Source organism: Draconibacterium sediminis, from assembly GCF_000949475.1.
In the GTDB taxonomy this organism is placed as follows: domain Bacteria; phylum Bacteroidota; class Bacteroidia; order Bacteroidales; family Prolixibacteraceae; genus Draconibacterium; species Draconibacterium sediminis.
On record NZ_JRHC01000001.1, the window covers coordinates 290,311 to 315,402 of the forward strand.

Consider the following 25,092-nt stretch of genomic DNA (forward strand, 5'->3'; position numbering starts at 1 on the left):
ATAATACAAGAATATGCAAAGGTCAAAACAAAATAGAGTTAGCTTAAAAGGAATAATGACAAGTGTGCTGCTGGGTTTTGTTTGTCAGTTTGCACATGCACAATACCTCGAAGACTCGAATATTTACGATATTCCCGACAGCCTCGAAATTGTTCATTGCAAAGAGGTAAGGTTAACTCCGGGTTTTTGGGCTAAATCGGGTTCCGATATTCATGTTTATACCGATAGCACTTTAATTTGTTTTGATCCGGAAGAAGGTGAAATAGCGCAGGAAATAAATTTCGATGCCCTAAAAGGACATAACTATGTTTATACGGTTGTAATGCGCGAAGCCGAGACGGATGAAAGTAGTTTAGGAAGCAGGGAAAGAATCGAAACCATTGACTATTTCGATGGTTTGGGGCGACCTCTGCAGTCAATTACCATACAAGGATCGCCTTTGAATAAAGATATTATTCGACCTGTTGAATACGATGAGTTTGGAAGAGAAAAATATAAATATTTACCTTATGTTGCCGAAAACAATACCGGAGCGTATGCTGAAAATGCAACTACAGCAAGTACTAATTTTTATGGTAGCGAAATTCCAGGAAAGGAAAGCGATACTAGCCCTTTTGCAGAGATTCTTTTTGATGGTTCACCATTAAATAGGGTTACCGGTGAACATGGTGTTGGTGAAAATTTTCATGCCCACCCAACCAATATTAAGTATTTAACCAATACCCAGGCAATAAAAAACTGGTCCGTTTCCGGGAATCCGGCAGTTTTTTCGTCCAACGATTTTTTGGAGCATCAGCTGTATTTAACCGAATTTACCGATGAAGAGGGAAATAAAACACGCGAGTATAAAGATAAACTTGGCCGTGTGGTTTGTAAAGCTGCCCGCGATGATGGTACCTGGTTGAACACGCATTACATTTACGATGATTTTGGTTTATTACGTTGTGTTGTACCTCCAAAAGCAACAGGACCCTCCGATTCAGAACTTTGTTACTACTACCAGTACGACTATCGTAAAAGAATGATTGTAAAAGATCTGCCCGGGGCCGAACCTGTTTACATGGTTTACGATGCACGCGATCGACTGGTAATGGTACAGGATGGTAATAACCGTAGTGCTAAAAAACCGATCTGGCAATTTACTGAATACGATAATTTTAACCGCCCGATTCGAACAGGATTAGTGGAATCCCTGCATACGCACGATAAAGTAATCGAAAAGTTTAAAGAAGTTGTACAATTTGCAGCCGCGAAGTACTCCGTAACAGAAATACTTACAGAAACCAGGTATGATGATTACGAATCCGGTCTTGCTATTGCTTATCAATTTTCAAACTATAACGATGGAGGTTTACCCGTAGAAAAATCTGATTCAACAAATGGTTTGGTAACCCAAACCATCAACCATGTGTTACAAAACGACGATGACAACATTGCCAGTACCACGCTTAAAAGCGTCATCTACTACGACCGTTATGCACGTGCATCGCGGATAATATCCGACAACCATTTTGGAGGTATCGATGTAGTGGACAATAGTTACAATTTTGCCGGTGAAATTGTAGAAACCTTATTACGCCATGATGACGGTATTGGAGATAGTATTATTGCTATACTTACTCAGTACGATTACGATCATCAGGGACGAATAATTTCCGAAACCGTTCAGATTAACAACCAAAAACCGATTATTGTGGCCGCCTACGATTATAACGAGCTGGGTGAACAAATTGGTAAATACCTGCACGGGAATCCTTCGTCGAGTGTTTTTAACCAAAAAGTGGATTATACCTACAACATAAAAGGCTGGTTGCGCCAAATAAACGAGGGTAACCTGGATAACGACAACGATTTATTTGCTCTTGATCTGGAGTATGCCACCGGAGGTTATTTTAACGGGAATATTGCCAAAATGAGCTGGCAAAACGAGGGAGAAGAGTTAAAAGGTTACAGCTTTAGCTACGATAATCTGAACCGCTTGTTAACAGCAAACTACGGCGAAACTGCAGATTTAAACACCAACACCGGGCTTTATAATACTGCCTACGATTACGATGCCAATGGAAATATGCTATGGCTAAACCGAATAAAAAACGGAGCGCCAATTGATGAACTGGTTTACGATTACGGAACGGGTAACCAGCTAATAACTGTAAACGAACAAGTGCCAAACGATACAGCAGGTTACCTTGCAGGAGCACTGGCTTACGATTACGATGCCAATGGAAACATGGTGTTTGATCCTTCGAAAAACAGTGCAGTTACCTACAACCGTTTAAACTTGCCGCAAAAAGTTGTTTTTGAAAATAACGATAACCTGCGTTACATATACAATGCAGGCGGAACAAAACTACGTAAAGCCATTGCCGACGAGTTTGGAAATGTAAACAAACATTTTGATTATATAGGGCCCTTTATTTATGAAAATAACGAATTAAAGGCTATTTTTACCAGTGCCGGGCGGGCGGTTCCCATTAGCCAAAACGGCGAAGTTCTTTACCAGTTTGAATACAACCTGCAAGACCACCTGGGGAATACACGTGTGGTATTTAGCGGAAACAGCAATGGCCGGCCCGAAGTGTTACAGCTTAGCGAATACTACCCCTTTGGTATGATAATGAATCAGCAAAACAGCTTTGCCGATGGTATATTGGCCAATAAATACCTCTACAACGGGAAAGAGCTACAGGATGATGATATTGGCGGCAGTAAGCTGGATTGGTATGATTATGGTGCTCGGTTTTATGACCCAAGTCTGGGGAGGTTTCATAGTGTTGACCCATTAACTGAAGATTACTATTCTTGGACTCCATATCACTATGTTCACAATAATCCAATTCTTTTGATTGATCCGACCGGTATGGGGGCTGACTGGTTTGAAAATGAATTGACAGGGGATGTTTACTATAACAGTAGTATGAAAAAGGGAGATGAAGGTACCGGGGCAATGAAAGGTGATGGATGGAAACACATGGGAGAGAATGGTATGTTCGGCACTGATGATAATACAGTAATTGAAGCCAATAAATCTTTAGCAACCGATTTTAAAACTACCGGAAAGGAATTCACTACTGAAGCTTCATTTAGAGGAGAAAATGCTAAAGGTTTTATGAAGGGACAAGGATATGAATTTAAACCTACCCAGCAAATACAGTATGAGGCAAATTCGTGGATTGGTATTCCACTACAAGGAAGACCAAGCTTAACAATTAATATAGGTCTAGATATTTATATAACGGAAAAATCAAGTTACATATCACAAAAAGCAGTTGAAACGTCAACAATTCCAATAAGTAAAACTATATCCGGGCGTGATAAAATATTTCTTGAAACGGTGAATAGATTTCAAATTAGTTATAGTAATGATCGAACTTCAATAGCTATATCAAGATTTAATTCGCATATGGAAAAGGGACTTGGTAACCGAAATTCAAAAGGTCGGATAATTTATAATAGTAGTAAGCAATACACAGGTAATAATAAGCTTATTAACGAATTTATGGAAGGTAATATTAGATGATTTCAAGATTTTTAATTATTGTTCTACTATCAATATTATTTAGTTCTTGTCTTGATAGTATTATAGGAGGAAGGTATGTGAAGTCGATTAAGATTGCACAACGAGGTATCGAGGAGTGTTATCAAATCGATGGGTTGTTTAATCAGTTTCCTAAGTCAATCTCGTACAAATCTTTTATAAGAATCAAATCATGCATCCCAGCTAAGACTTTTGATCCAGAGAGTGTCTATTCTGCATATTTATTGCTCTTTTTAGAAATGGAAGAGGATTATGAAGAATTCTATCCGGACACATTTTTATATAAGACTAAGTATGATAGATTAAACTTCATTTTGGACGATTCTTTTTCTTATTACCAATATACCGATACCTTAAAAACTCGTAATGTTGTTCAACCAGATGCTTATCCAATACCATATTTTGAGCGTCATGATTTTGGATTGGGTTTTGAAAGAATTGATTTAAGAGGCTCAGGAGTTACCCTTGTAAGAGATAGGCATAATGTTCCAGAAGATTTAGAAGTTTTTGTTTTTAAAGCAGGATATGGGAATTTCTGGGAAATAGAATTTGAGCAAGATCGCCCTGATACCCTTGGAAATTGGAAAAATGGTTACTCCAGTGGAATTGCCATTTCGAAAGAACTTAATATGGCTATTTATTGGATGATGGCTTGGTAAAAATGCCTCGCTACCACAAGATTTTAGCGTATGGTTTAACGAGTACAGTTATTCGAAAAATTAGTACGGCAGCTTTAAATCCTTTAATAAGTCAAACCTACTTCTCCCACGAAAAAAATAACAGTCCGCCAGTAGTAAATCATTCCCGGTCATCCGGGAATTAGTGCTGGCCATCCGGGAATCAATGCCGGTCGCCGGGAAATCGTTCCCGGTCACTCAGTAATTAAAAAAGGTTGCCTGGGAGTGATTGAAGGTCACTCAGAAATGATTGCCGCTCATCCGCAAATTAGTCCGGGGCATAAAGAAATGACTGCTGCCCTATTGGAAGTGATACCTGCTTACCAGGGAATTGGTTAAGGGCAGGCAGAAGTACTTCGCTGCTTTCCCGCTTTCATCGCCGCTCCCGCACGAATCCTTTCGCGTGGTTAAGAGTAAAACCAACAGTTTAACTTCTTAATCTATTTCTCCGGGTTTGGTAATGCAATAAATAAGCCCGTTTTGTTTTTTCATTTAGAAACGAACGTTGGGTTAGTTCTTCCACCATGGGTTGCAATTGGGTGTAAGCAGCCAGTATTTTATCACTTCTTATTTGCTTAATCTCAAATCTTTTTGCCAGTTCCCGGAAATCATCTAATCCGGGATGATGATTTTTTTCCATTGCTTCCGACTGAAATGCGTCGCTAAACAAGCCCTCGCTCAGGGCAAAATCCGAATCATCTACATGAATTCGTGTGTTCAAAAGGTCGTAGGCCGGGCTTAGCACATAATCGCCGGCCGATGTTTCCAATAATGAGAAGTTCTTTAGGTGCGCATCACCGTTCGAAAAAAGGTAGTTAAAAACAATCAGCGAAAACAACTTTTCAATCTCCACCCGCCAGGCAGAGGCATATTTTTTTAATAATTCTCCCAGAGCTTCATAGCTGTAATCGTATTTAAAATTCGGCCCTTCGTTTTCTTCTGTTTTGCCTGCAAGGGTGGCAAAATCTTCTTTCCCCCATTTCGAACCGTCTTTTTTTACATCAAATCTTTTGGTAATATAGGCAGGTTCGCCGTTATTAAAAAAGATCATCGCATTATCGGCTGTTTGTAACCCATACACTTGTTGGGCAATTTGCATGGTTAAATGTTCGTTGGCCGGAACCTGGTCGGTGTTTTTTAAATCTATGGGGATTGGCTTTAAAATGTAGGTGCCTTGCTCTCCCTTTTCGGTCAGCCGAAGTTTGTTTTTGTCGAGCAGCAAGGATATTTTTTCCTGCACTCCCGAAATGGAAATACGCTTCCGGTTTTCAATAAATTTTTCGGTATCTTCCTCATTGCTTCGAGGTGGGGCATAGGGTAAAATGTGGTTCACTTTTTTGCCTGCAAAAACCTTTCGCAGGCAGGTGGTGCTGTAGGTGTTAAATCCTTCAGCCAGTGTTCCCGGGCAGTATTTGATTTTAGGTAAACTCATTTTGTAATCTCTGAAACGGTTATGGCACCAATGGTATCGGTTTGGGCAGTAGCCAGCAATAACCCAAAATAATCATGCTCGTCAATCTTCAGATGACGGGACTGTAATTGCCTGTTCACTCCTTCCGATAACATATTAAAGAAAAAAGGGAACAAGCAGTTCGATTTGTAAATCTTCTGGCTTTTGGGCATCGTCAGACTGATTGGTGGAAGATCTTTATCAGCGAACCAGGTATCATCATACCTGAATTCATAATCGTTGGTAGAGTGTTGGGTGAGAACTCCAACCAATTGTCCGTTTCTGAATACCTTCGCTTTTCGCATGGTTTAAAGTTTTGGTTGCTTTACTTCAAGTTTTATTTCCATGCCCAATACATTGGCAATTTTGTTGAGAATCTCAATAGTTGGATTAGCCTGGCCGCGTTCTATTTTATAAAGTGTATTGACACTTATTTCGGCCATTTCTGCAAGGTCGGGTTGTGTAATCCGAAGTGTTTTCCTCCTTGCTTTTATTTGCTCACCAATTTCTAAAACTGACATTATAATATGATTTTGTAGTAAAGTTAGTTCATTAGATTTATAAAAGCAACAAATATCACATTTTAATGTGATTTACTGGCAATAGTGAATGATGTATTTGAAATATTATTCGTTAATCATATTTTAATGTGATTAATGGGGCTGGAAATTATATCAGATTCAACATAAGTTCTTTTGCATGGTTATTCTTTAATTATTAACAAAATTAATTTTAGAAATAATTACAACATATGAAGGCTTGATACAGAATTAATTACTATATTTAACAGTAGTTAGTCTATACTAATTTTCATGAGCCGAAAACACATATCTCATACCCGATAAAAGTAGAAGTTTACAGTAAACAATGTAACCAGATACATGCCTGAATAAACGGCTAAGTAGCCATGGATGAAGATAAGAATCGTGATCTTTCATAAGTATTATAAAAAATAAGAAAAATGGAAAAATCTAAACTTTTTATTGTAATCGTTTTAATTGTATTTGCCTTAATTGATGTAAATGGCAAAACGTATTCAAATGGTAAATTTCCGGAATTTAAAATGGAACCGGAGAATCAATTAAAACCGGATGACTTAATAAGCAGGGAGCTGCTGGCTAGTATTGAAGCGTATATTGCGGTGGCAGACACTTTGTTTCCTAAGGATAGCCCGGTAATTTACTCAGCTTATTTTTTTGAAAAGGAAGGGAAAAACTATTTCTCGATATGGGGAAATTATTTATTGCCTTATTACATTGAATCGCACAATCCAACAAAAACTTTTGACTATACCCTCTTTACCATTAATAACAAGAATGTTGTTCTGATTAATAGTAAGGATTACGATCAACCAAAACTGTACAAACTGGATTCAGCCATAACCGGAAAAGATAAGGTAGATAAGATTAAAAGGAAAGAATATTCATACGATGGACACAGTTTCCCAAAAACATTTGAGTATTATTTGGAGAACAATGAATACATCATATCTGAGATAAATTCGATGTATTTTGATTTTTTAGGAGAAGATTTTATGAAATACGGGAAATTGTTAAAAGAGAATAAATAAAAGATTGTTACTCTTAATTTGACAATCATAAAATAGATCAGACAAAGATCTTTCGTTCGCATTCTTTATACCCAGACGGTTTATCTGTCATTTAAAATCAAACCATAATCCTACCTACACATGCAACGCATAATAATCACCACCGCACGTTACTCAGAGCTTGTTAATACTCAGACTATTGTTTACTGTAAAGCAGAAGGAAGTTATACCCGGCTTGTACTTGAAAATAATAAACAGATACTTATTTCAAGAAATTTATCGTGGTTAGAAAATTTTATTGAATCATCTTTATTCATAAGGCCTCACAGATCTTTTCTTGTTAATCTCGGATATATTAACAGGGTTTTTGTTAATGAAGGGAAAATAGGTCTTACTAAAGGTGTTGATATTCCTGTTTCAAGGTATAAATCAAAGCAGGTCCTTGAAGCTCTTCATAAATTTTGTCTTGAATAAATATTTCTTTTCAATTGTTTAGAGTTAAGGATAAACAGGTTTATAAGTAATATTTAATCCTTCCAATTTAAGTTTATCTTTGCCTAAAAATTCAACAATTGAATCCTTTTAAGAAATTAGCAAGCGATACGGCTATTTACGGGGTTAGCAGCATTGTGGGCCGCTTTTTAAACTGGTGGCTTGTACCCTATTATTCGTTTATGTTTTTGCCCGGCGAATACGGTGTGGTAACCAACATGTACGCGTATGTGGCATTTTTACTGGTTTTACTCACCTACGGAATGGAAACCTCCTATTTCCGTTTTGCCTCAAAAAGCGAAAACCCCGAAAAGGTGTATTCCACATCGATGGTATCCTTGTTTTTTACCACTTTTTCGTTTGTATTGCTGGCAGCAGCTTTCCGACACGAAATAGCTGGCTGGATTCAGTATCCCGATCATCCGGAGTATATTTTGTGGTTTGCCATAATATTGGGTGTCGATGCGTTTACAGCTATTCCTTTTGCACGGCTCCGTTTAAAGAATCGACCCATAAAATTTGCCTTTATTAAACTGGTAAATATTGGTTTTAACATTGGTTTTAACCTGTTCTTTATTTCCTTGTGCCCGAGGATCTTAGCCAATAATCCCGATTCAATAATTTCAACCGTTTATTCAGCAGATATCGGCGTAGGTTATGTGTTTATTTCCAATTTACTGGCATCGTTGATTACTTTGGTTTTACTGCTTCCCGAGATATTTAGAATCTCGTTTCAGTTTGACAAGAAGTTGCTGAAACAAATGTTGAGTTATGGTTTCCCTATTCTGATCGTTGGATTAACGGGAATGATCAACCAGAATATCGATAAAGTACTGATTCCGTTTTTGGTACCTGATAATCAGGATCCGATGTTTCAGCTCGGCATTTACGGTGCCAATTACAAACTGGCAGTGCTGATGAATATGTTTATTCAGGCGTTCCGTTATGCTTTCGAACCTTTCTTTTTTGCCCGCGAAGGATCAAAAGACGACCCAAAAATATATGCCGTTGTAATGAAATACTTTGTCATTTTCGGACTTGTTATTTTCATAGGAATGGTATTGTTTATCGATGTGATAAAAGTGATTGTCGACTCACAGTACCACGAGGGATTAAAAGTGGTGCCACTTGTGTTAATGGCCAATCTTTTTTATGGTATGTATTTTACGCTGTCGTTGTGGTATAAGCTAACCGACAAAACGCGCTACGGCGCTTATATGGCTTTAATTGGTGCCACAATAACCCTGGTTTTAAACCTTGCTTTGGTTCCGGTGATAGGTTATATGGGATCGGCAATTGCAGTGTTTGTCTGCTTTTTGGTGATGCTGCTTCTCTCCTATTTTTTGGGGCAAAAACATTTTCCTGTGCCATACGATCTTAAACGCATTGGCAGTTATTTTTTGGCGGCAATGGTAATTGTGAGCATCGCTCAATTTACACTCGATTTACAGGTAATAATTAAATATTCCATCAACATAGTTTTATCACTGGCATTTATTGCACTTGTTTTTAAATGGGAAATAAATGAGCTTAAGCGATTTATTCCCTTTATAAATAAGTCATAATAATCAGAATATTAGGTTATTACTAAAGGTAAAATCTACTAATGTTATCCTCTCGTGCAACAAATATTAGGAATAAATGAAATAAATATCAAAAAGTATTAATTTTGTGCAAATGAAGAATTTAGAGGGAAAAGTAATAGCATTGGCAAGCGATCATGCCGGTTTTGCTAAAAAGCAGGTGATTATAAAATTTTTGAGCGATAACAATATTGCTTTCAAAGATTTTGGATGTTACACCGAAGAAAGCGTAGACTACCCTATTTATGCCCATAAAATGGGTGAAGCGATTGAAAGCGGTGAATACGAAATTGGTATAACATTTTGCGGAAGTGGACAGGGAATTAGTATTGCCGCAAACAAGCATCAGGGCGTACGTTCGGCAGTTTGCTGGACAGAAGAAATTGCTGCACTGGCGCGTCAGCACAACAATGCAAATGTGTGTGCAGTGCCCGGTCGTTTTGTGAGTGATGAAGAAGCCATTGCTATTGTTACAACTTTTCTGAATGAAGATTTTGAAGGCGGACGACACGCCAAGCGAGTAGATCAGATTCCTCTTGAGAAATAAATGACAGCGCAAAAAAATATATTTCTGAAGGATTCAAAAATTGCTTTCGATAAAAAACACCGGAAGACCTTAAATTTTAATATTTCGAAATACGATGAAGCCGTTGCCAAAGGCAAACTTCGTTACCGAAATATGGATTTGGCGAAACACCGTGCTTCTTATCTCAAAAAGAAAGTAGTTTCCAATCTTGCGCACTATCTCGAAACATTTGAAACAAATGCCAAAACCAACGGAATTGATGTGGTTTGGGCACGCGACAGCAAAGAAGCTGTTTCGGAAATCATAAAAATTCTGAATGAGAACGAGGCTAAGCTTTTGGTAAAAAGCAAGTCGATGATCTCGGAAGAAATAGAATTAAACGAAAACCTTGAGAAAGCTGGTTTTGAACCGGTTGAAACCGATCTGGGCGAATTTATCGTTCAGGTAGCGGGCGAAAAACCGTACCATATTTTAACACCGGCAATGCACAAATCGAAAGAAGATGTTGCCGAGCTTTTTCACAAAAAGTTTGATACTCCCGCGGATTCTACGCCAACAGAATTAACCGTTTTTGTGCGAAAAGTATTGCGCGAAAAATTTACTTCGGCAGAAGTTGGAGTAACGGGTGCTAATTTTTTGGTGGCCGATGTTGGAGGAGTGGCACTTACCGAAAACGAAGGAAACGGTTTTATGTCGGTGGCCTTCCCGAAAGTGCATATAGTAATTGCAGGAATAGAAAAACTGATTCCGTCGATCGACGATTTGCAGCTGATGTTTCCCTTGCTTTCGGCTTTGGGAACCGGACAACAGGTTACGGTTTATAATTCGTTGATTACCGGCCCTAAACGTGCTGATGAAGCCAACGGACCGGAAAAAATGGTGGTGGTTCTGCTCGACAACAACCGTACAAAAATTGCTGCCGAACCCAAACATGTCGACGCACTGAAATGCATTCGCTGCGGTGCCTGTTTAAACGCCTGCCCCATTTATAAAAATGTGGGTGGATACACGTACAACACTACTTACAGCGGCCCTATAGGATCGGTAATAACGCCTTTTATGAAAGGCTTTGATAAATACAATCATTTAAGTTTTGCCTGCACGGTTTGCGGGGCTTGCACCGATGTTTGCCCGGTAAAAATTCCGTTGCACGACTTGTTGCTTTTGAATCGAAAAATAGCGGTTGACGAAAACCACGGAACTTTTGCCTGGAATAAGGGAATGAAAGCCTATGAATGGGCATTTAAAAAGCGAAAAAACCTTGATAGGGTAAACGGGAAAGTGAAAAATGCGCTGCTAAAAGCCAACAAAAATGTATTGGGAAAACAAAAGAAGTTTCCTGCTTTTGCAGAACAATCATACAGTAAAACAATCTTAAATTTAAAATAGATGTTATCGAATACATGCAAATATGCACTCAGAGCGTTGATTTATCTAGGTAAATTTTCGAAAGAAGACAAACGAGTTGGAATCAAAAAGATTTCGGAAGATTTGGGTTTATCGTCACCGTTTTTAGGAAAGATCCTGCAAAACCTGGTAAAACAAAAATTACTGGTTTCAACAAAAGGACCAAATGGAGGATTCTCGCTTTCGCGCGATGCGTCTGATATTTCGTTGTGGGATATTGTGATTAAAGTTGACGGCGAAGAGTTTTTCACCAACTGCCTGATCAGTTTAGAGCCGTGTAAAACGCACGATCCGACGAAACCACTTTGTCCGGTACACGCACAATACGAAAGGTTACGCCAGGACATTTCAAATTTTTACAAAACCACTTCGTTGGAAACGGTTGGAAAAGACATCGACAAATACGAAGATCTGGTAAAACTTTAGGTGCGGCAGAATTTCTAATCGCGGAAGATCAGAAAAAGCGTTCCAGCCACTTTTTATTTACAAAGAGGGCATAAAAAAAGGTGGCAAACGATAATCCGGCGGCATTAGCCCACAGGTCGTAAACATCGCTGTGGCGGCTTGGCGATATTTTTTGCTGAACGTATTCAAGTACAATGGCAGCAACAAGTGTCAATAAGGGCGTCCAGAAATAAAAGTTCGGTGTGAACTGTTTTACCGGCCTGAAGCTTAGCATACAAAGGATAAAAAACATCCCGAAATGAACGATTTTGTCGAAATTCGGAATTTGTAAAAATGGTTTGCTTGGTAGTTGGTTTGCCGGCATAAAAAGCAGGTAAAGCATTATAAGGAACCAAATTGCAAGTCTCCAGTAGGGATCTATCTTCATGTTTAAAATTGTTTTATTAAAAATTTTTCAGGTCGTGTAATGGCGGGTATTTACATTCATATTCCTTTCTGTCGTCAGAAATGTTATTACTGCGATTTCTACAAAACAGTAAATACTTCGCTGCAGCACGATTTTATCGGCGCCCTGAAAAACGAGGCTAAAGTACGTAAAAACTACCTGAACAACGAAACGGTTGAAACCATATATTTTGGTGGCGGCACTCCATCGGTACTTACAGCACCGGAAATTGCTGAAATACTGGCTGTGTTGAACAAGGAATTTACAGTTAATTCGAATGCGGAAATAACCTTTGAAGCCAATCCGGACGACTTGAGCAACGCTTACCTGAAATACTTAAAACAAGAGGGAATAAATCGTTTAAGTATTGGAATTCAGGCCTTTCAAAACCGGCATTTGGAAAAAATGAACCGCCGGCACAACGCTGCTCAGGCTGTTGAAGCCATTGAAAATGCGGCGAAAAACGGTTTCTCGAATTTAAGTGCCGATCTCATTTACGGTCTCCCTGATTTAACGCCAAAAGAATGGGAAGAAAGTCTGAACCAGATGTTCAAACTCCCGGTAAAACACTTGTCGGCCTATCATTTAACTTACCACGAAGGAACAGCTTTTTACACCTGGCTGAAAAAAGGAACATTAAAGGAGCTGAAAGAAGCTGAAAGTGTTGCCCAGTTTAACACACTGGTTGATCTGTCGATTGCCAATGGTTTCGAGCATTACGAGATTTCAAACCTGGCAAAAGATCAGCTTTATTCGCGCCACAACACAGCCTACTGGATGGGCACAAAATACCTCGGACTGGGGCCTTCGGCACATTCGTTCGACGGTGTTTCACGCCGCTGGAACGACTCCAGCGTTGAGGCTTACATAAAAGCACAAACCAATAATCAAACGTATTTCGATGAAGAAAAACTGAGCGAAAACGACCAGTATAATGAGTATATTTTAACCCGGATCCGTACCAAATGGGGAGTGTCGGAAAAGGAATTAGAGCAACGTTTTGGCCATGAAAAGGCAAGCTATTTTTCCCGTCAGTTAGCCAAATACAACGATACCGGCGTACTGCAAATCAATAACGAAATCATTACGCTAACCCGAAAAGGGCTTTTTGTTTCCGACGAGATCATGGCCGACCTGATTATTATATAATTGTTATACAATCAGTTGATTCGTTTTGCTTCAATCATAAATCTTGTTAAACCTACTGAACGGACGCATTATTTATCTATCTTAGCGGTTCTTTAAAAAAAACAGATTGATGCAGGTTAAAATCGTTAATAAATCAAAGAATGAACTACCGGCCTACAGTACAGCATTTTCGGCCGGAATGGACTTACGCGCAAATCTTGATGAACCGGTTGTTTTAAAGCCGCTCGAACGGAAATTGGTTCCAACCGGATTATTTATTGAATTGCCACAGGGTTACGAAGCCCAGGTACGTCCGCGTAGCGGTTTGGCTTTGAAAAAAGGAATTACGGTTTTAAATACTCCCGGAACAATTGACGCCGATTATCGGGGAGAAATTGGTGTTATTCTTATCAACCTGTCGCAGGAAGATTTTGTTATAGAGAATGGAGAACGCATTTGCCAAATGGTTATTGCCGCACATGAAACTGTGGAATGGGATTTGGTAGAAGTGCTGGAAGAAACAGAAAGAGGAGCAGGTGGTTTCGGCCACACCGGAAAACATTAACATGAAGAGAATTTTTATAAAGGGACTTGGTATTGCATCTTTTACGCTGAGTTTACTGTCATGTTCAGGACCAAAACAGGTTACCGAACAGCAAGTGGCACAAGCTGCAATAAATACACCCACTACTGAATTAGTAGATCAAAAACAGATGGAGTTTGAGTACCTTTTTGTGGAGGCGCTAAAACAGAAAATGTTTGGCAACGCACAAAAGGCTATTCAATTATTGTCGAGCTGTTTAGAGATTGATCCAAACTCGTCGTCAGCTATGTACGAGTTGGCAAATATTCACGCCGCAAATAACGACTTTACCAGCGCTTCACTGTTGCTGGAAAAAGCCATCAGTATAAATCCTGATAACCCGTGGTACAAACTGTTGTTGGCACAAATCTATCAGCAAACACGAAAGTATTCAGAGGCAGCCGATCTGTATGCCGAGCTGGTGAAAATGGAGCCCGAAAACCTGGAATACATTTATATGAATGCTGCGCTGCTGGCCACTGCACAACGTTACGATGAAGCTATTGCCGCCTACGAACGTATGGAAAAAGAAACCGGCGTTAACGAGCAGATTTCAGTTGCAAAGCAGCAGATTTATGTATCAACAGGACAGGTAGATAAAGCTTTTGAAGAGATTTATAAACTGATTGAAAACGATCCGAACGAAGCAAAATATTACGGACTGCTGGCTGATTTGTATCAGAGCCAGGGCGATTCGGAAAATGCTTTGGCCAATTACAAAAAGATTCAGGAAATGGATCCTGAAAATGGTTTTGTACACTTTTCGCTGGCCAATTATTACCTCGAAAATGGTGATGCTGAAAAGTCGTTCGAAGAAACAAAAGCCGGTTTTGAAAGCGATGCAGTTGATATTCAAACAAAAATGCAGCTGTATATGATGTTAACGGCCAATCCGGCACAGTCGCATCTTAACGAACAACAACGCGGTGAATTGATTGGCATTTTGCTCGAAAAACATCCCGATGAATCGTTGGTACACACCATTCACGCGGAATCGTTGCTGAAAGAAAATAAGCTGGCCGAAGGTCGCGAAGCCTTGTTAAAAGCCATTGAAATTGAACCCAACGATTATATGGTTTGGGAACGGATAATGTACATCGACAACGATCTGCAACAGTGGGATAAATTGTACGAACATACCGGAAAGATCATCGAATTGTTCCCGAATCAACCGCAGGGTTATTTCTTTAAAGCAATTGCCTGTGTTCAGTTGGAAAAATTCGACGAAACCATTGAACTAAGTGAAGAAGGAATGGATTATGTAGTTGAAAATCCACAACTGGAAGCCAACTTTTTAATGCTTAAAGGCGAAGCCGTTTACAAAAACGGAAACAGAACCGAAGCCTTCAAAATATTTGACAAAGCCGTTCAGATTGATCCGGATAATTACCTTACCCTGAACAATTACGCATACTATTTATCGGTTGACGGTATTGAACTCGATAAAGCCGAACGTATGAGTGGCAGAGTGGTTGAGCGCTTCCCGGATAATGCAACTTACCTGGATACACATGCCTGGGTGCTGTTTAAAAAAGGCGAATACACGCTGGCTAAATTTTATATGGATTCGGCCATAAAAAACAGCCAGGATGAAAGTGATACTTTGCTGGAGCACTACGGCGACATTTTGTACAAAGTTGGCAAAGTTGACAAGGCTGTAGAGTATTGGATAAAAGCCAAAGAGATTGGTAGCGAGTCGGAAACTTTGGACCGCAAAATTGCAGAGAAAAAATACATTGAAGAGTAGTAGGCGATGAAGTTTTTTAGATATTTCAGGATTTCCCTGTTTATGGCGGCTGTTCTGCTTGCCGTTTCGTCCTGTAAAACACCGTCGGAATTAGCTGTTGTTGATGCGCGTCCGATAAGCACCAATAAGTTGCTGAAACGTATTGAGCAAAACGCATTCGATTACGATTACCTTACCATAAAACGTATTAATTGTAACTTTTCAAGCAGCCAGTCGAAAGCGGCTTTTAAAATCAATCTGAAAGCAAAAAAAGACGATCGTATTCTGGTGTCGATTAGTAAACTGAATATTCCCGTTGGCCGCGTTTTACTGACGCCCGACAGCGTGAAATATGTGAATTACATCGACCGCAATTATTTCATCGACGATTATTCCTACCTCAGTAGTTTTCTGAATATTGACCTTGATTTTGCCACCATACAGAGCATTATTTCTAACAATGCATTCTCGTACCGAAATGATCCGCGCGACAAGGATTTTAAAACGTTCGATGCTTTAATTGAAGACAACCAGTATGTTTTGCAATCGGAAAAAACACGGAAGCTCAGCAAACTGGAAGAGAAAGAAAACAAAGCCGAGCGCCGTTTAAAACGGCTTGATGACCAGGCGCTTATACTGCAAAAAATGTTTTTTAATCCTGCCAATTTTGCTTTGAACCGCCTTTTGATCAGCGATAAAACAAACGACCGGAATATGAACCTTGTTTTCGACGATTATACCGAAGTGGAAAACAAAGACTATCCGGGAAGCATTGAAATGAACTTTCATTCGCCTGAAGAAGAAATAGAAATGAAAATCAGGATGAGTGGATTTTCAACCGAGAAGATCACTTCTTTCAGCATTAAAATTCCTGAAAAATACGAGGAGATTCGTGTAAACTAGAAACCTTTTTTCCTGCAGAATTATAACTTTCTGTGAAAATATTTTAAAGTTGAACTCAGGTTCAATCCGAAATCAATACATTCGTAAACATGATTTTACGAATAAAAATACTATTCGTCACACTGGCAGTATCGCTGGTGAGTCTAACTGTGTTTGCACAATCCATCGAAGAGCTGCAAAAACAAAAGGCTGAAGCTGAAAAGGAAATCGAATACACCACGCGCTTGCTCAACGAAACGCAAAAGAATGAACGTTCGTCTTTAGGTAAACTGCGGCTCATCAATACAAAGATCAACTCCAGAAACACGCTTATCTCGAATATAAAGCACGAAATCGAAATTTATGAGCAATGTATCGCCAACAACGATTTGGCTGTGGAAATGCTTAAAAACGATGCTCAGCAATTAAAAAACGAATATGCCGAGATGATAAGGATGGCGTATAAAAATCTGAATTCGTATGATGAAGTGCTGTTTTTGCTGTCGGCCGAAAATGTAAACCAGGCATATCGCCGATTACTGTATTTTAAACGGTATAAAACCTATCGCGAAAATCAGGCACAGATGATTGGTGCTTTGCAGGAAGTTTTGGACGAAAGTATACAAAAACTGGAGCAGCAAACCGTTACAAAACAAACACTGATAGAACAAACCGAAAAAGAAATGGTCGCGCTGAACCAGGAAAAGAGTACGCAAAGCAGTGAACTGCAAGAACTGCAAAAACAAAAGAACAGCCTGCAAAAAACCTTGCAACAACAACGGCGGGTAGAGCAGCAGCTGGAGCGCGAAATTCAGGCTATAATTGAAGAGGAAGCAAGCAAAAACCGGGAAGCCGGCGGTTCAGGTTTTGCCTTAACACCTGAGCAAAAACTGATTGGTGATAATTTTGAGCAAAACAAAAGGCGCCTGCCCTGGCCATTGGAAAGAGGTGTAATTGTGGAGCATTTTGGTGTACACCAACACCCGGTTTTAACCAATGTACAGGTGCAAAACAACGGGATAAACATTGCCACCGATGTGGGAGCCGAAGTGCGTGCCGTTTTTAATGGCGAAGTCAGCCGCGTGTTTGGTATATCAGGTGGTAATACGGCCGTTATAATTCGCCACGGAACCTACCTGAGTGTTTATTCCAACCTTCGCGAGGTAGTGGTTAAAAAGGGCGATAAGGTATCTACAAAACAACCCATCGGCACGGTTTTTACCGATACAAAAGACGCGAACAAATCGATCCTGAAATTTCAGATATGGAAAGAAAGCACCAAACTCGATCCGGAAGACTGGATTGGCCGCTAGAATGGTGAATTTCGAATGATGATTAACGAATGAAGATTTAAGAAGTACGTTCTGACAAAGTTGATTGCTTATTAAAACAGATCCATCTAAAATCGTTAATCTAAATTCATGATTCATCATTCAACTTTGCTTTTATCTCTTTAATGTTCTGCAGAATTTCCATCGTAACCGGGTTTTCGCTGGCGGCATTGCGCATTTCCTCTTTTCGCAGGCCCAGCTTGGTGTCCAGCCGCCCGAGGATCAACGAAAATACCATAAACACAACCATCATTACCGGGTAGGTGATCATTTTGTTTTCATCGAGAAAAGTTCGGATCGTTTCGTCTTTAAAATCGTTTAAAAACATAAAGGCGATCATTACAAAACTAATGTAGCCAATGTACATCCGGGCACGGTCAACGTATATTTTCCACCGGATAAATGTGCGTCTGTTCAATTGAATACCAAAGAGTTTCATATTATTTGAGTATTAATTTCATTTTATATTGTCTCAGAAAAGGAGTCATTCCAATGGCTTTCAGAAAATCCTGTGTTTGCCCCGATTGGTCGGCCACATTTATCACCATCGGCGTGTTTGATGCCAGCCCGGCAAAATGGCAAAAAAGCGATGTGCCCAAACCTTTCCAACGATGCGCCGGATCGACAGCAAACTGGGCTATTTTCCCCGAATCAGGATTTCCGGTAAGGTAGGCAATTTGGGTGTTATCGCCATAAATACTCCAGGTTTTGTACTGCCCTGATTGTAAAATGGTTTGAGTGGTATTTTGCCATGTGGGTTGCCAGTCCCAAAATCGTTCCGGGGGGATGAATCTTTCGGTTGATTCTTTCACTATCAAAGAATCTTTTGGTTTTGAAATGTCAGGATAACCCTTTAAACATTCCAATTCGGAAAGAACGGTAAATCCCACTTTTTTATAGGATCTTATTGCGGGAGTGTTTCTATCGATAACCTCAAGAACCACCTCGTTTACGCCACTTTTAGCCAGTTTCGGGAGTATAAATTCGTATAACTGTACTGTGGCATTCTTGCCTCTGAATTCCGGGATAACACCGGTTCCGGCATTGTAAGCCATTTTTCCTGAAGCAGAATCGCGTAAAGCATGAAAGATAAAACCCACCGGTTTTCCTTGGCTAAAAATACCCACCGAGTGCTCAAGACTAACATTCTCCGAATCAAATTTATCTTGTAAACTTTCGGGCGTCATTTCAATCTTTACCAGATAATCGGCAAATGCAGCATTAAACAATTTGCTGAGTTCTTGTATACTTTGGTTTTCTAGTGTATGAAATTGCATTTTATAGTTTAGAACGATTAGGAAGAGGTTTAAGTATTAAACAAAAAAACCGGCCATTAGCCGGTTTCTGAAAATATGTAGCGTGCTTATAAATTAGCCACCCGTGTTAGTGCAGGAGTATCTAAAAATTTAATTTTTCGTCCCTGCAATTCAATCAGTTTGTCGCTCTTGAATTCTGATAATAAACGAATTACCGACTCGGTTGCGGTACCAACCATGTTAGCCAGTTCTTCGCGCGTTAACGAAATTTGAAGCGTGTTTTGGTTATCCAGCTCAAAGTTTTCTTTCAAAAGTAAAAGAACTTCTGCCAGTCGTTCGCGAACTGTTTTTTGCGCAATATCCGTAATGTAATCGTTGGCCTCGCGCAATTCGCGACAAACAATTTGCAGCATGTGATGCGAAAATTGCCAGTTGTTTTGGATAAGATACAACAAGGTTTGATAAGGAACATGACACAACGCGGCATCGTCGATTACCTTGGCAGTTGTACATGCCAGTTCCTGGCTTAGCAACGACCGATAGGCAATAATTTCGCCCTTTTTGGCAAAACGAATAATTTGTTCTTTGCCGTCGATTCCTGTTTTAAAGATTTTGATAATTCCCCTTGTAACACAGAAAAAACCGGTTAGCCGGCTGCCCTCGCGATAAATGATGGTGCCTTTTTTATAAAGCGAACAAGTTTTTTCATAATTCAGCCGTGTAAATTCCTCTTCGGTTAACTTCTTAAAAAGTTGAAAACCACTCAAATTTGTTTCTTCGTCCGACGGCCTTTTAATTGCGCTTCTCATTTCCTGAACTGATTATACGTTTAATACTGGAATAACCTTTTTTTATTTTGGCTTAAAAATACAATTATCTGCATTATTCGAAAAACTATTTATATAGATAGTTAGATGTTGTATATTTGTGTACAAATTTAATGTAAAGTATTTTAAAATAAGGATGTTATGAAGCATATAATAGATATGGCCTGGACCGACAAGCTGGCTTTTGAAACGGATATGGATGGACATAAGGTAGTTATCGACGCCACAGAAGAAGTGGGTGGCAGCGATTTAGGACCGCGTCCGAAGAAATTAATGTTAACTGCACTGGCAGGTTGTACGGGTATTGATGTGGTGATGATTTTGAAAAAAATGAAGGTTGAATTGGAAGCTTTTAATGTAATTGTTGAGGGTGAACTAACAGAAGATCATCCGAAATATTACAACAAAATGACCATCGTTTACCAGTTTAAAGGAAAGGATCTTCCGATGGATAAACTGGAAAAAGCAGTTAAACTTTCAGAGGAGAAATACTGCGGTGTTAGTGCCGTGTATCGTCAGGCTATGGAAATGAAAACAGAGATCAGGATAGTGGAATAAATTCTGGTTCGTGAAAATATATGAAAGCAATCTTTTTATGGGTTGCTTTTTGTCTTTATGCCAGACGGGCAGTTCCTTTTCCAATCGATGAAAAGGAACCAAAAATCTTGTCAAAAATAACCTTTGCGTTTTTTCAGTGTTGCCAATTAGCCCGACTGACGGATTTTTGACGGGCCCGCACAAAATTTGCGCTCAGATCCGCCTTCGAGAAAAAGCGTAAAGAAAATAAATGGAGGGAACGTTAAAAAATCAAGTCTGTTTGACGCTCGTTAGCCCTGAAGTATGAAGGGCTAAAAGGAGGAGTTTCTTGATTTTAGTGAAAGGAGTTTATTTTTAGCTTTTTATCGTCAGCGGTGGCTTTTTTGAATCCTTTTTCAGCTATAGGAAAAAGGATTTCCTGTCTGGAAAGACGAAATGATTTTCAACTTGAATTTGTTATGTAATAGAAATAAAGCTGATTACCTATTGCAATATTGAGGGAAGTTTATCAAACAAATTACTTTATAAGAATCATACTTAAATTAAAATGTTTTGGGGCTAACGAAGTCCTGAAACTTTTATAATTTTATAGATCAATAAAGAATCTCACTATGTTAAAATCGATTAATCCGGTAACAAACGAAATAGTAAAAACCTATCAAAAACACTCTGAAGAAGGCGTTGAAAAGATCATTAATTCAGTAGATAAAATATGGCATCACTGGCGAAGTACTTCCTTTCATCATCGGGGGCAGCTGATGCAAAATGCAGCCAGTATTTTACGCAGCAAAAAAGAAGAGCTGGCTTTGCTGATGGCTCAGGAAATGGGGAAAGTAAAAAGCGAAGGAATTGCCGAAATTGAAAAGTGCGCATGGGTTTGCGAGTATTATGCAGCCAACGCCGAGGCGTTTCTCGAAAACGAAACCATAGCCACACAGGCCAGAAAATCATACGTTTCGTACCAGCCAATCGGAACTATTTTAGCTGTTATGCCCTGGAATTTTCCGTTTTGGCAGGTGTTTCGTTTTGCAGCTCCAACACTAATGGCGGGTAACACAGCCGTACTAAAACATGCCAGCAATGTGCCGGGCTGTTCCATGGCAATCGAAGAGATTTTCCGTGAGGCCGGATTCCCTGAAAACGTATTTCGTTCGCTGTTAATTGGCAGCCCGATGGTTGAAAAAGTGATCAAACATAAAGCCATAAAAGGAGTGAGTCTCACCGGAAGTACACCTGCCGGTAAAAGTGTTGCAGCCCTGGCCGGAGCAGAATTGAAAAAATGCGTGCTGGAGCTGGGCGGCAGCGATCCGTACCTGATTTTAAAAGATGCCGACCTGGAAATGGCTGCCAAAAAATGTGCTGCAGGCCGCCTGCTAAATGCCGGACAAAGTTGTATCGGTGCCAAACGTTTTATCGTGGTAGAAGAGGTTTACGCACATTTCCTCGAGCTTTTTACCTACGAAATGAACGCTGCACACTTTGGCGATCCTTTCGACGAGGAAAGTACAATGGGGCCAATGGCACGTGAAGATCTGCGCGACGAATTGCACCAGCAGGTTGTTGATTCGGTAAATAAAGGCGCTGAAATAATTATTGGAGGCGAAATTCCGCATCGTAAAGGGGCTTTTTACCCGCCAACCATTCTTGAAAATGTGAAGCCGGGAATGCCGGCGTATGAAGAAGAACTGTTTGGTCCGGTGGCTTCGGTAATAAAAGTAAAAGACCAGGAAGAGGCCATTCGCGTAGCAAACGACACCGATTTTGGTTTAGGAGCAGCCGTGTTTACGCAAAATATTAAAAAGGGCGAACATATCGCCGAAATTGAACTGGAAGCCGGTGCCTGTTTTGTAAATGATTTTGTGAAATCGGATCCGCGTTTACCTTTTGGCGGAATAAAAACCAGTGGATTTGGCCGCGAACTTTCCGTACAAGGTATCAAGGAATTTATGAATGTAAAAACTGTTTTTGTAAAATAAGCTTTTAAACCTAAACTTATGCTAAAAACCTTTTACGGTGGAGTATTCGCTCTGCTTCTTTTGGTTTCCTGCACCCAGAAGGAAACAATCATTAGTCGTGAAGAATCATTTGATAAGGACTGGAAATTTATCAGATCCGATGTTCAAGGTGGACAGAATGTGGATTTTGATGATTCCGGTTGGAGAACACTCGATCTGCCGCACGATTACAGTATTGAAGACCTTCCTGAAAAAGAAGGAGTAATACAGATCGGACCATTTTCGGAAGAAAGTGCAGGAAAGGCTTCCACCGGTCACGTTGTAGGTGGAACGGCCTGGTATCGGAAACATATTACACTCGCACCTGAAGATGAAGGCAAAACGATTAAGATTCTATTTGATGGCGTTTATATGAATGCCGATTTCTGGATCAATGGTAATCATCTTGGCAACCATCCGTATGGATACACTGCTTTTGCTTACGATTTAACGGAGTATTTAAATGCATCGGGCGAAGATAATGTTTTGGCTGTTCAGGTGAAAAACGAAGGCAAAAACTCACGATGGTACAGTGGATCAGGAATTTACAGAAATGTAAGTTTGTTAAAACTGAATCCGGTTCATATTGATTTGTGGGGCGTTTATGTAACAACTCCGGAAGTTTCTGAGGAAAAAGCTACCGTAAAGATCGAAACAAAAATTAAAGCTGACGAATCAGTTGAACGACTGACATTAGAGGGGCAGTTGCTAAACCCTGATGGACAAATCGTGGCAAAATGGAATTCACCTGTTGATTTAAATCAGGCAACTGCTGTTTTACAAACTGAATTGGAATTTCCATCGTTGTGGTCTCCTGACAGTCCGGCTTTATATACAGCAAAAATGCAGCTACTTGATGGCAATATGGTCATCGACGAATACGATGAAAGGTTTGGAATCCGATCTATAGATTTTTCTCCGGGAAAAGGATTTTTGTTGAACGGCAAAAGCGTTTTACTAAAGGGTGGGTGTTTACACCATGACAACGGCCCGTTGGGATCGGCAGCATTTAAAGCTGCCGAATATCGACGAGTAAAAACCATGAAGGAAAATGGTTTTAATGCTATCCGTACTTCGCATAATCCACCTTCAAAACATTTCCTAGATGCCTGCGACGAGTTGGGAATTTTAGTAATGGATGAATCATTTGATCAGTGGCAACGCGGCAAAAACGATCAGGACTATCATCTTTATTTTGACGACTGGTGGGAGCGAGATCTGGAATCGATGATACTGCGCGACCGAAATCATCCGTCGATTGTAGTATGGAGTGTCGGTAACGAAATTAACGAGCGTGCCGATTCTTCAGGTTTGGAAATATTTAAATTTCTTCGCGAAAAAGTACTCACCATGGATAATACGCGTCCGGTAACACAGGCCATTTGTCATTTCTGGGATCATCCGGGATGGGACTGGGACCGCACAATCCCGGCTTTTGCGCAAATGGATATTCACAGCTATAATTACCAATGGAAAAACTATGAACCTGATCATGAAAAGCATCCTGAACGTATAATTGTGGGAACGGAATCTTTCCCTAAAGAAGCATTTGATAATTGGGATTTGGTTGAAAAACATCCGTATATAATTGGTGATTTTGTATGGACCGGAATGGATTACCTTGGAGAGAGCGGAATAGGACATAATAACCTCGATAATGAGAATGTTGGCTTCTTGCCTGACTGGCCATGGTATAATGCATATTGTGGCGATATAAGCATCCTTGGCTACAAGAAACCACAAATGTATTACCGCGATGTAGTTTGGCGCAACAGCGAGCTTGAAATGCTGGTTCATGAACCTGTTCCTGATGGCAGAACAGAAGTGGTTAGTATGTGGGGATGGCCCGAAGAATGGAAAAGCTGGAACTGGGAAGGAAACGAAGGAATACCGCTACAGGTAGCAGTTTATACACGTTGCGATCAGGTACAACTGGAACTGAACGGGGAGGTAATTGGAAAAAAAGATGTAGCTCAGAAAAACAGCGGGGCTCAACAAATGGATGTTCCTTCTGAATCGCGCCAAATAGAAGCATTAGCTGCTTATTTTGATGTGTCTTACCAGGCTGGAGAATTGGTTGCCATTGGAATAAAAGATGGAAAAGAAGTGGTTCGGCAATCTTTAAAAACAGCTGGGAAACCGGCAGCGCTAAAAGTAGTTGCCGAAAACGAAATTGCAAAAGCATCGGGTAACGACCTGGCGTATTTTAATATTGAAGTTGTTGATGCCAATGGAAATTTAGTTCCAAATGCCGAACTTCCTGTTGAATTTACGATTGAAGGAAATGGTAGCCTGCAAGCTGTGGCTAACGGAAATCCATCGGATATGAAAAGCTTTCAGCAGCCGAGAGTGAATACGTTTCGCGGTAAATGTCAGTTAATCGTTCGTCCGAGAGAGGACGGTGCAGAAATTAAGGTTACTGCTACTTCAGAAGGCTTAGAAAGTGGTCATTCCACGGTTATAGTTCAGTAATTCTAATTGTCTGTTTTCTTACGCCATGGTTTTAATCCATAGATTTTCCGGCCAACAAACTGGCCAAGGAAAAAACTTCCGAAAAGAAAAGGAGCGAGGCTCCAGCTTAGTTGTATATCGAAAAACTTCCGGATTAGAATAATCAGCGGAACAGGTGCATGAATGGCAACAAACCACCAAAAGGATAGCTTACGAAAACCACCGCGCAGGTATCCAAAAGGCAGGTTAACCACAAAAGTGGCCAGGCAGGTATAAAAAAGATGCCATTCGTAAGTGTGCATTGT

24 protein-coding genes are annotated in these 25,092 nt (G+C 40.0%); 16 read left to right on the forward strand and 8 right to left on the reverse strand.

Translation table 11 applies throughout. The features are described 5' to 3' along the window. Positions 1-13 precede the first annotated feature (13 nt). Positions 14-3,520: a DUF6443 domain-containing protein gene (locus LH29_RS01105; RefSeq protein ID WP_082063370.1), complete on the forward strand. Its 3,507-nt coding sequence runs from the start codon at positions 14-16 to the stop codon at positions 3,518-3,520. After that, the gene (locus tag LH29_RS24490) at positions 3,517-4,197 is read left to right on the forward strand and encodes a hypothetical protein (RefSeq protein ID WP_157493522.1); all 681 of its coding nucleotides are present in this window, start codon (positions 3,517-3,519) and stop codon (positions 4,195-4,197) included. The genes LH29_RS01105 and LH29_RS24490 overlap by 4 nt, the downstream gene beginning before the upstream one ends. Positions 4,198-4,642: 445 nt before the next feature. Here the strand turns inward: LH29_RS24490 and LH29_RS01115 are convergent, their stop codons facing one another. Genes LH29_RS01115 through LH29_RS01125 form a run of 3 tightly spaced genes read right to left on the reverse strand, consistent with a single transcriptional unit; the run spans position 4,643 to position 6,186 of the window. Continuing rightward, positions 4,643-5,647 carry a type II toxin-antitoxin system HipA family toxin gene (locus LH29_RS01115; RefSeq protein WP_045025730.1) on the reverse strand — a complete coding sequence of 335 codons (1,005 nt, stop codon included), beginning with the start codon at positions 5,645-5,647 and terminating at the stop codon, positions 4,643-4,645. Continuing rightward, entirely contained in the window at positions 5,644-5,970 is a 327-nt protein-coding gene (locus LH29_RS01120; protein ID WP_045025731.1) for a HipA N-terminal domain-containing protein, read from the reverse strand. Before LH29_RS01120 ends, LH29_RS01115 begins: the two co-directional genes overlap by 4 nt. 3 nt (positions 5,971-5,973) lie before the next feature. Beyond that, positions 5,974-6,186: a helix-turn-helix domain-containing protein gene (locus LH29_RS01125; RefSeq protein ID WP_045025732.1), complete on the reverse strand. Its 213-nt coding sequence runs from the start codon at positions 6,184-6,186 to the stop codon at positions 5,974-5,976. Between the two features lie 440 nt (positions 6,187-6,626). On the opposite strand from LH29_RS01125, the gene LH29_RS01130 reads away from it, so the two are divergent. The 6 genes from LH29_RS01130 to LH29_RS01155 all read left to right on the forward strand — a co-directional run bounded on the left by LH29_RS01130 (position 6,627) and on the right by LH29_RS01155 (position 11,648). Next, a complete protein-coding gene (locus LH29_RS01130) occupies positions 6,627-7,235 on the forward strand; it encodes a hypothetical protein (protein ID WP_045025733.1) in 609 nt (202 codons plus the stop codon). Between the two features lie 120 nt (positions 7,236-7,355). Beyond that, the gene (locus LH29_RS01135) at positions 7,356-7,688 is read left to right on the forward strand and encodes a LytR/AlgR family response regulator transcription factor (RefSeq protein ID WP_045025734.1); all 333 of its coding nucleotides are present in this window, start codon (positions 7,356-7,358) and stop codon (positions 7,686-7,688) included. A 98-nt stretch (positions 7,689-7,786) separates the two neighbouring features. After that, complete coding sequence (locus LH29_RS01140) at positions 7,787-9,271, forward strand: lipopolysaccharide biosynthesis protein (protein WP_045025735.1); 1,485 nt, start codon at positions 7,787-7,789, stop codon at positions 9,269-9,271. 112 nt (positions 9,272-9,383) lie between these two features. Further along, positions 9,384-9,836: a ribose 5-phosphate isomerase B gene (gene rpiB, locus LH29_RS01145; protein WP_045025736.1), complete on the forward strand. Its 453-nt coding sequence runs from the start codon at positions 9,384-9,386 to the stop codon at positions 9,834-9,836. After that, on the forward strand, positions 9,837-11,204 hold the full coding sequence (locus tag LH29_RS01150) for a lactate utilization protein B (RefSeq protein ID WP_045025737.1): 1,368 nt from the start codon (positions 9,837-9,839) through the stop codon (positions 11,202-11,204). Then, positions 11,205-11,648: an RrF2 family transcriptional regulator gene (locus tag LH29_RS01155; RefSeq protein WP_045025738.1), complete on the forward strand. Its 444-nt coding sequence runs from the start codon at positions 11,205-11,207 to the stop codon at positions 11,646-11,648. A gap of 28 nt (positions 11,649-11,676) precedes the next feature. Here LH29_RS01155 and LH29_RS01160 read toward each other — a convergent pair whose 3' ends face one another. Next, positions 11,677-12,054 (reverse strand): VanZ family protein, encoded by a 378-nt coding sequence (locus tag LH29_RS01160; protein ID WP_045025739.1) that lies wholly within the window; start codon positions 12,052-12,054, stop codon positions 11,677-11,679. A 39-nt stretch (positions 12,055-12,093) separates the two neighbouring features. Between LH29_RS01160 and hemW the strand changes: the two genes are divergently transcribed. From hemW to LH29_RS23510, 5 genes are all read left to right on the forward strand, one after another. Further along, entirely contained in the window at positions 12,094-13,221 is a 1,128-nt protein-coding gene (hemW, locus tag LH29_RS01165; protein ID WP_045025740.1) for a radical SAM family heme chaperone HemW, read from the forward strand. Positions 13,222-13,330: 109 nt separating this feature from the next. Then, positions 13,331-13,765 (forward strand): dUTP diphosphatase, encoded by a 435-nt coding sequence (dut, locus tag LH29_RS01170; RefSeq protein ID WP_045025741.1) that lies wholly within the window; start codon positions 13,331-13,333, stop codon positions 13,763-13,765. Between the two features lies 1 nt (position 13,766). After that, on the forward strand, positions 13,767-15,530 hold the full coding sequence (locus tag LH29_RS01175; RefSeq protein WP_045025742.1) for a tetratricopeptide repeat protein: 1,764 nt from the start codon (positions 13,767-13,769) through the stop codon (positions 15,528-15,530). Between the two features lie 6 nt (positions 15,531-15,536). Then, a complete protein-coding gene (locus LH29_RS01180; protein ID WP_082063371.1) occupies positions 15,537-16,412 on the forward strand; it encodes a DUF4292 domain-containing protein in 876 nt (291 codons plus the stop codon). A gap of 89 nt (positions 16,413-16,501) precedes the next feature. After that, positions 16,502-17,704: a murein hydrolase activator EnvC family protein gene (locus LH29_RS23510; RefSeq protein ID WP_052670506.1), complete on the forward strand. Its 1,203-nt coding sequence runs from the start codon at positions 16,502-16,504 to the stop codon at positions 17,702-17,704. A 106-nt stretch (positions 17,705-17,810) separates the two neighbouring features. Here LH29_RS23510 and LH29_RS01190 read toward each other — a convergent pair whose 3' ends face one another. From LH29_RS01190 to LH29_RS01200, 3 genes are all read right to left on the reverse strand, one after another. Continuing rightward, on the reverse strand, positions 17,811-18,161 hold the full coding sequence (locus tag LH29_RS01190) for a hypothetical protein (protein WP_045025744.1): 351 nt from the start codon (positions 18,159-18,161) through the stop codon (positions 17,811-17,813). A gap of 1 nt (position 18,162) precedes the next feature. Next, positions 18,163-18,999, reverse strand: coding sequence for a GNAT family N-acetyltransferase (locus tag LH29_RS01195; RefSeq protein ID WP_045025745.1), 837 nt, complete (start codon positions 18,997-18,999; stop codon positions 18,163-18,165). Between the two features lie 86 nt (positions 19,000-19,085). Then, positions 19,086-19,787, reverse strand: a complete 702-nt coding sequence (locus LH29_RS01200) for a Crp/Fnr family transcriptional regulator (RefSeq protein WP_045025746.1) — start codon at positions 19,785-19,787, stop codon at positions 19,086-19,088. 159 nt (positions 19,788-19,946) lie between these two features. Between LH29_RS01200 and LH29_RS01205 the strand changes: the two genes are divergently transcribed. The 3 genes from LH29_RS01205 to LH29_RS01215 all read left to right on the forward strand — a co-directional run bounded on the left by LH29_RS01205 (position 19,947) and on the right by LH29_RS01215 (position 24,808). Beyond that, positions 19,947-20,363, forward strand: a complete 417-nt coding sequence (locus LH29_RS01205; protein WP_045025747.1) for an OsmC family protein — start codon at positions 19,947-19,949, stop codon at positions 20,361-20,363. A gap of 590 nt (positions 20,364-20,953) precedes the next feature. Then, a complete protein-coding gene (locus tag LH29_RS01210) occupies positions 20,954-22,318 on the forward strand; it encodes an NAD-dependent succinate-semialdehyde dehydrogenase (RefSeq protein ID WP_157493523.1) in 1,365 nt (454 codons plus the stop codon). An 18-nt stretch (positions 22,319-22,336) separates the two neighbouring features. After that, positions 22,337-24,808, forward strand: a complete 2,472-nt coding sequence (locus LH29_RS01215; RefSeq protein ID WP_045025749.1) for a glycoside hydrolase family 2 TIM barrel-domain containing protein — start codon at positions 22,337-22,339, stop codon at positions 24,806-24,808. Positions 24,809-24,810: 2 nt separating this feature from the next. Here the strand turns inward: LH29_RS01215 and LH29_RS01220 are convergent, their stop codons facing one another. Next, a complete protein-coding gene (locus LH29_RS01220) occupies positions 24,811-25,089 on the reverse strand; it encodes a hypothetical protein (protein ID WP_045025750.1) in 279 nt (92 codons plus the stop codon). Positions 25,090-25,092: the final 3 nt, after the last annotated feature.